This window comes from Lactiplantibacillus fabifermentans DSM 21115, assembly GCF_000498955.2.
In the GTDB taxonomy this organism is placed as follows: domain Bacteria; phylum Bacillota; class Bacilli; order Lactobacillales; family Lactobacillaceae; genus Lactiplantibacillus; species Lactiplantibacillus fabifermentans.
Window position 1 is genome coordinate 1 of record NZ_AYGX02000149.1, and the last position, 8,172, is coordinate 8,172.

5 protein-coding genes are annotated in these 8,172 nt (G+C 44.8%); 3 read left to right on the forward strand and 2 right to left on the reverse strand.

Going from position 1 to position 8,172, the window contains the following annotated elements; genetic code table 11:
* Positions 1-320: 320 nt before the first annotated feature.
* Entirely contained in the window at positions 321-1,766 is a 1,446-nt protein-coding gene (cls, locus tag DY78_RS12600; protein WP_024624776.1) for a cardiolipin synthase, read from the reverse strand.
* 132 nt (positions 1,767-1,898) lie between these two features.
* On the opposite strand from cls, the gene DY78_RS16470 reads away from it, so the two are divergent.
* From DY78_RS16470 to DY78_RS12610, 3 genes are all read left to right on the forward strand, one after another.
* Positions 1,899-2,048, forward strand: a complete 150-nt coding sequence (locus DY78_RS16470) for a hypothetical protein (RefSeq protein ID WP_169817092.1) — start codon at positions 1,899-1,901, stop codon at positions 2,046-2,048.
* Positions 2,049-2,362: 314 nt separating this feature from the next.
* Complete coding sequence (locus tag DY78_RS12605; protein ID WP_024624777.1) at positions 2,363-3,805, forward strand: branched-chain amino acid transporter BcaP; 1,443 nt, start codon at positions 2,363-2,365, stop codon at positions 3,803-3,805.
* Positions 3,806-4,045: 240 nt separating this feature from the next.
* A complete protein-coding gene (locus DY78_RS12610) occupies positions 4,046-6,079 on the forward strand; it encodes a KUP/HAK/KT family potassium transporter (protein ID WP_029778977.1) in 2,034 nt (677 codons plus the stop codon).
* A gap of 551 nt (positions 6,080-6,630) precedes the next feature.
* On the opposite strand, the gene DY78_RS12615 is transcribed toward DY78_RS12610, so the two are convergent.
* Positions 6,631-7,671, reverse strand: coding sequence for an AI-2E family transporter (locus tag DY78_RS12615; protein ID WP_024624779.1), 1,041 nt, complete (start codon positions 7,669-7,671; stop codon positions 6,631-6,633).
* Positions 7,672-8,172 lie beyond the last annotated feature (501 nt).

Sequence of the window (8,172 nt, forward strand, 5' to 3'; positions counted from 1 at the left end):
GCTGATCTTTTTTGTCCGAACAGCGTTCGGATTAATTTTACAATCTACCATATAACCAAAACAACGGCGAAACATTTTTAACAATGCTTCGCCGTTATTTTAGTAACAAACTAAATCTTATAATTTTGCAGCTGTAATGACAGCTACTACGCAAGTTGCATCAGCATGTTAATTTTTAGTCTTGAAGATAAGGTTCACCATAGCCATCCCGTTAACACATTCTAAACTTCTAATAGTCTTGCAATCAGCCGGCTGGAGGGTTCACATTCGAAAAGTGGTCCCCTAGGCAGTTTATTCCACCTAGGGGACCACTCTTTTGATTATAAAATTGGTGACAACAGCCGTGAGAAAGTTTGTTTGAACTTCAACCAGAATGATTGATTCTTAAAGTCTTGGACCGTAATCAAACTGCTTAAGGCTTGGTCCTTTAAGAAGATGGTTTCCAGTTGTTCGGCTAAGTCGGTATCGTATAGAAAGGCGTTGACTTCAAAGTTTAACTTGAAGCTCCGGAAATCCATGTTAGCTGACCCGACTGAGGCTACTTGGCCATCAATGACCATCGTTTTAGCGTGAATGAAACCATTATTATAGTAATAAATCTTAACCCCGGCTTCCGCGAGCTCATGGGCATAGTATTGCGTTGCCCGATACACGAAAGCGTGGTCCGGCTTGTCCGGCACCATAATACGCACGTCAACACCGGACATGGCTGCAATCCGAATCGCATCAAGCACCGAGTCATCCGGAATCAAGTATGGGGATTGAATCCATAACCGGTGTTGCGCGGTCATAATCATCTTAATATAACCCATCTTGATTTGTTGCCCATCATTATCTGGACCACTCGAAACGATTTGTAACGAGGTGTTCCCTTTTACTTTAATCACAGGGAACATTTCCGACGTTGGGTCAATCCGATGTTCGGCATCGGTGGCATTCCAATCACGAATAAAACGTTCTTGTAATTCGAAGACCCCGGAACCGACGATGCGCAAATGCGTATCGCGCCAGTAACCGAACTTCTTGTCACGGCCTAAATATTGGTCGCCCACGTTAAAGCCGCCGACGTAACCAACCCGACCATCTGTCACCACGATTTTACGGTGATCACGGAAGTTCAAACGGAAATCTAAGACAGCCGAATGGGCGCCTAAGAATGGCCGCGCGTGGCCCCCTAATTCTTCCAAGTGCTTAAAGAAACTGCGGAACGTCCCCATGGAACCCCATGGGTCATATAAGACCCGCACGTCGACGCCTTCTGCCGCCTTCCGTTCAAGGAGACGCAAGAGTTCATTCCCAATTTTATCGTTATAAAACGTGTAATATTCAATATGCACGTGTTTTTTAGCCGCTTCAATATCTTGGAACATAGCATGAAATTTTTCATGACCATCCGTGTAAATCTTGACCCGATTCTTCCGACTCAACAGTGCGCCGTCAGAATTTAAAAACAGACTGACCATCCCGCGCACCGAACTCGTAACGGCATCGGCTGGCATCAGCTCATTACCCAACTCATCACGTTGACGCTGGATCATCTGCTCCAGCCTGATTTGAGTTTCTTTTTTTAAACGGAACAGACGGTTCTTCGGTAGTTTACGGCCGATAAAGGCATACGCGATAAAGCCGATGATTGGAATCATGATCAGAACTAATAACCATGCCCAAGTCGCCGCAATATCGCGTCGATCACGAAAGACCGTGATGACCGCAGCAACCGCGTTCAAAACGACGATTGCATTAAAGATTGGCAAAATATATTGCAATTGAGGCACCCACCCTAATTTAATGATAAATTCATTTTAACGCACTTGGCCGTGAGATAATAACGATTTGCGAAGCGATTCGTTGCTTTTTTGGTTCAAATCAATGATAATGCCGTCAAGGGGGCGCGTATCATGTTAGCAGTCTTAGGAATCCACGGGCTCGGCCCGATTCGGATGTTTCATTTATCCGAGCGAGTTGCCGGTCCCAAAGGCGCCATCGGCATCTTACTCATCTTAATATTGTTAGCGGTCGCTTATCATTATTATCAGCGACACCGCTAATTTCTTGTGGCTGGCAATCGTCAGTCTTTTTTTGTGCCAAATATTACTCACACCCATAAAATTAACCTAACAAAACTTTTGTCAGGACAACGTCATAAATCTCTTGATATTAAGTGATTACGATACTGATGCTTTTTGGTCAGAATTAGTTAGATATTAACTTTATTGGCAAACAATACCCGATCATTCGGCTATTTTGAAACAAATATAGTTATTATCCCTATATTTCATTATTTTTTTAGTTGGATTGGCTAGTGTAATATTTTCAAATCCGATTAGAATAATTATCATCAAATCGAAATGGGGCGATGAACATGGATTTAACACACACGCATTTGCTTCGTAAAAAAGATATTGGGGAAATGTTAGCGAACTATCACAGTCCTTTGAAAAAAGAACTCAAAACGTTTGATTTGACCATGTTAGGGATTGGCGCAATTATCGGGACCGGGATCTTCGTGTTGACTGGGACTGGCGCGTTGACCGCCGGACCGGGGTTGATGATTTCATTCGTCTTAGCGGCGATTGCCTGCTTATTTGCATCGTTGTGTTACGCTGAATTTGCCGCCATGGTTCCGGAAAGTGGCTCGGCCTACACGTATTCGTACACGACGTTAGGCGAAATCGTCGCCTTCATTATCGGCTGGGATTTGATGTTGGAATATTTATTCGCCGTGTCGACCGTTTCCGCGGGCTGGTCCGGATATTTTCAATCGTTCTTAAGTGGGTTTGGTTTAAAACTACCAACCGCATTGACGGCCGCGCCTGGATCAGTCGCCGGCGTCCACAGTTATTTCAACTTACCCGCCTTTGCTATCATTATTTTGATTACCGTGCTCTTATCACTAGGTGTTAAAGAAACTAAACGCGTCAACAATATTATGGTTATTATCAAGCTCGGCGTGGTATTGCTCTTCATCTTCACCGCAGTCCGCTTTATCAAACCCGCCAACTGGACACCATTATTGCCATACGGGATGAAAGGCGTCTTTGGGGCCGCTTCGAGCGTCTTCTTTGCCTTCATTGGTTTTGACGCAATTTCTTCGAGTGTTGAAGAAACGTTGGAACCGTCCAAGACGCTGCCAAAATCCATGTTATTATCCTTAGGAATTTGTACCGTCTTATATGTCGCGGTTTCGGCAATCATGACCGGCGTGGTGCCTTTCCGGATGTTTGCTAAATATATCGATCATCCGATTTCCGCCGTGTTAGTCTTATCCGGTCAAAACTGGTTAGCAGGCGTCGTCGACTTAGGCGCAATCTTAGGAATGACCACGGTCATGTTAGTCTGCTTATACGGCCAAACGCGGATTTCATTTTCAATGTCGCGCGACGGCTTATTGTCCCCACTCTTCAGTCGTATCAGTAAGAAGAGTGGCGCGCCCGTTGCTTCAACGGTCTTATTTGGTGTTATCGCCGCCATCATCGGGGGCTTTATTCCATTAGCAGACTTAGCTGAATTAGTTAATATCGGGACTTTGACTGCGTTTGTCCTCGTTTCATTTTCAGTCTTACGGCTACGCAAGACCCAACCGAACTTACGCCGGCCATTCCGGACACCGTGGGTCCCATTCGTGCCAATCATGTCGATTATCGCTTGTGTTTTTCTCCTAATTAACTTAAAACCCGTTACTTGGTTACGTTTCGTCATCTGGTTAGCGATTGGGATGGTGGTTTACTTCACTTATTCCATCAAGCACTCCAAACTCAGCCCAGCCGTCATCAAGACGGAAACGGACAAACCAGCTGAAAAATAGTGCCCTGATTAAAATTGATAACTCCCCTAAAAACCTATAAGGATCACCGCTGACCGTCGCGATGATCCTTTTTTATGTGCCCTACCAACTAATAAGCACTGCTTTTTAATTGAGCTTACAAGCAAAGATTGCAAAATTTATACAAATTATTTAATCTAAGCGAGTTCGATAACTCTTGCTAACCCCGACTAGTATAATATGAATCACCAATTAGGATGCGTGATAGGGGGCTGATTCGGGATGGAACTGCAACAGCGGATTCAAACACGATCGTTATTTGGGATGTTGATTACTTTAGGCGTGGTTTATGGGGATATTGGGACGTCACCACTCTACGTCATGAACGCGATTATTAATGACGCAGGCGCCCTCAAACAAGCGACACCCGACTATGTCATTGGCTGTGTTTCATTGATTTTTTGGACGTTAATGCTAATTACGACCGTCAAATATGTCTTGATTGCCTTACGTGCCGACAACCACCACGAAGGCGGCATCTTTGCCCTCTACGCCCTCGTGCGACATCGGGCCAAATGGCTCATTTTGATTGCGCTGATTGGCGGTGCAGCGCTCTTAGCCGATGGTACCTTAACGCCCGCGGTCACCGTCACTTCGGCGGTCGAAGGATTGCGCGGGCTCCCCGCATTAACTAGCTTTAGCAACCATCCTTTATTAATACCGCTAACGGTCACCGCTATTTTGCTAGTCCTATTTACGATTCAAGCCCTCGGCACGGCCAAGATTGGCAAGTCCTTTGGTCCAATCATGTTGCTATGGTTCACCGCCATCGGCTTAGTTGGCGCCGTCAATATCCAAACGGCCCCCGCTATCTTGCGCGCCTTGTCACCGGTATACGCGCTGCAAGTCCTCTTCAGTCCAACTAATAAAATGGGCATCTTCATTCTCGGGAGCGTCTTTTTAGCCACAACGGGGGCTGAAGCCTTGTATTCTGACATGGGCCACGTGGGTAAAGCCAATATTAATGCGACTTGGCCGTTTGTCTATACGACTCTGATTTTAAATTACTTGGGCCAAGGGGCGTGGATTATTACCCACTATCAACTGCCGGCCTACCGCAACGCCACGAACCTAAATCCATTTTATGAAATGATTCCCGCAAGTTTGCGCGTCGCTGCGATTATCTTAGCGACCTTAGCCGCCATCATCGCCTCACAAGCCTTGATTACCGGCTCATACACATTAGTCGATGAAGCGATTGGTCTCAAGTTTTTGCCACGCATGACCATCAAACATCCCAGCAACGTGCGCAGCCAAATTTATATTGGCGCCGTCAATTGGCTACTCTGTCTCGTGACACTGACGATTGTTTGGCTCTTCCAAACGTCGGCACACATGGAAGCCGCTTACGGTCTAGCTATTACGATCACGATGTTGATGACTACGATTCTACTGACCCACTGGGTACAAATGAAAGGCCATCGTCACGCGGCTTGGGCGTTATTGCTGGGATTCGGAACATTAGAAACGGTCTTTTTAATCGCCAGTTTAACGAAATTTATTCACGGGGGTTATTTAACACTCGGCTTGACCTTAATCATTTTCTTAATTATGGTCACTTGGTACTTCGGTAACCGGCGGCGGATTCATTACAATCAAGACGTTGAAACCGCGAGCTTATTAGACTATCGCCAACAATTGACCCAACTCAGCCACGATGACCGAATTCCGTTATTTGCGACGAATTTAGTTTATTTAGCCAAAGTTAACCAGCAACATCGCGTCAAACGCGCCATCTTATATTCCATCTTAGACAAACGTCCGAAACGTGCTAAAGTCTACTGGTTTATTACGATTAACGAGACCAATCAACCTTACGATTGTAACTATACCGTTGATATGTTGGGTACCCGCAACATCGTCGAAGTCCAGTTAAACTTAGGTTTCAAAAAGTCACAACACGTCACGATTTATTTGCGGTCCATCGTCAACTACTTGATTGACCACCAAATTATCGACCCGCAGCATCCGCATTATGGAACGGTTAAGCATCGGCAAGTGGGCGATTTTAAATTCGTCGTGCAAAATCAACAATTTATGGACCTCGCCAGTTATCCCACGATGCGTAGCTTAGACCGGTTGCTCATCGGCGGTCGGGTCTTATTGCAAAACATCACGCCATCGCCAGCAGTTTGGTATGGCTTGGAATTCAGTGATGTCTTAGAAGAAACGGTCCCCTTATTCACGACCCCCGCGACAGATCGCACCTTAAAAAACAAGACGGTCCATCATCAAATGCGCCCGCCACAAGCTTGATTGAGTCGAACAGTTAATTTGCGGCTACTTGCCGCTTCCGGTCAGCAGTAATTCCAGTAGCCATGGCGACCAGTTCGAGCCTGAGAAGCGGTCTCGAACTTCACTTTAGAGCTCGGCCAACCCCACCAATCTCCCAAAGATGTCAGTGCTGTAAATGTCGGAAGAACACCGCCATTAACACCACTTTCATGGCAACTTCCATTACTGCTGACCTACAGCTAAATTACAATTTTCATTCAAACACAACAAGCGGCCGTCACCAAAAATGTGGTGACGGCCGCTTGTTGTACTGTTCAAATAATAAGCGCAATCAAACGATGACATCCCGGAAGCAAGTTAAAGTGTGAACGTGCCGATATTGTTCTTAGTCGAGTGGTTTTCTCGGCTTAGAACAAGGACGTCTTTTGAGATTAGCGGGCTTGGCTGAGCTCAAAAGCGAAGCTGGCGACCGCTCTTTGGCGCCAGCTGGTCCCGGTACGCGAAACACTTTAACTTGCTGGAGGTCAACATTCAAAGACTGATGTTCCAAAATCATTTTTATTAATCACTAATTAGTTGCCACTTTGTTTGGAAGTGACGCGCTTTTGTTCGGAATCTTGGACGCCTAAAATGTCTAAGAAGAACGCCACGATTGGAATCCCGACAATTAAACCCCAGGCTCCTAACAAACTTTCCATGATAATCAACGTAATGAAAGTGGCAAATACCGGTAAATCAGTCCGGTCAGCCATTAACCGTGGATGTAAGAAGTAGGATTCAAAGGCATGGATCAAAATAACTAAGACGATAATCCAAACAACACGCATTAACCCACCGGAAGCAAACGCTAGTAACGTCAATGGAATCATCGATAATAGTACCCCGGCAACGGGGACTAAGCCTAAGATGAAGACAATAATCGACAAGACCATAATACTTGGCATCCCAATAATCACGAAGCCAATCGTCATCAACACCGTGTTAATCGTACAAATGATTAATTGCGTTTCAATAATTTTGCCCAGAATCAAAACGAATTTGCGCGTTAAGTAATAGACATTGCCGAAGAACTTGCTGAATTTGGACGTTAAGAACTGCCGGCCAAAACTCATCATCCGACCGCGCGTCAACGTGAAGATGAAGCTCAAGAAGATGGCTAAAATCACGTGGGTGAAGCCGGTCCCGACATTGCTAAGTTCTTTAATTCCTGTCGCTAAAATCGACTTGCTATTTTGAATCAGCTCACTACTGTGAATCGCTTTATTGACCCAAGTATCAATATTTTTATTCAACACCGGATGATTAGTAATCGCTTTAGCCACCATGTCCGGAATAACTTTCAATTGTGAGACTAAGGTTGGTGCGGCATACGATAACGCCCCGACAAAAATCGCTATCACCAAAATATAAACGATAATCACGGCTATCCAATAAGGAATGTGCGTTTTTAAGTTCAACCAATGACTGACCTTAACGCCTAAAAAAGCGAAAATAGTCGTTAACAAGATTACCGTTGCAAAACCGCGCATCAAGTAGACGACGACGATTAAAAACGCCAGTGTTAAGTACAAATCAACATCGTCCCGTTTTAAAAAATGAATTATTCGATCCATCCAAGAACCCCCAAATCTTTTACTTGTTGTCATTATAGCATTGTCCTTATTGACACGGGCGAGCGGCCCCTCGCCTTAAAATTAAATTTGACTTTGTAAATAAAACTCGGTAATATAGATTCAACATTAAAGAACGATTAAAAGATGAGTAAGTTATGGCGCTGTCAAGCGAGTATCGGGTTGGTGGAACGATACCAGTTAAGTAACTGAAGATGGTCTTGGTTGGAGTTCGTATTCGTGAGGCTTAGCTAAACGGCTACCGTCGTAACTGCCCGTTATCGCAGTTGGCAATCGTGAGGGCACTCACCGTTGCTTTGAGCAAGTCATATGACTTGGAACTCAGGTGGTACCACGACCAAAGTCGTCCTGAATTGATTTTCACAATCAATTCAGGACGACTTTTTTTCGTTTAAACTTTTAAAAATGAGGGGTAATTAATTATGACTACGGTAGATTGCAAATTTAATCCGAATTTTTGGACAAATTGTTCAGCATAACCTG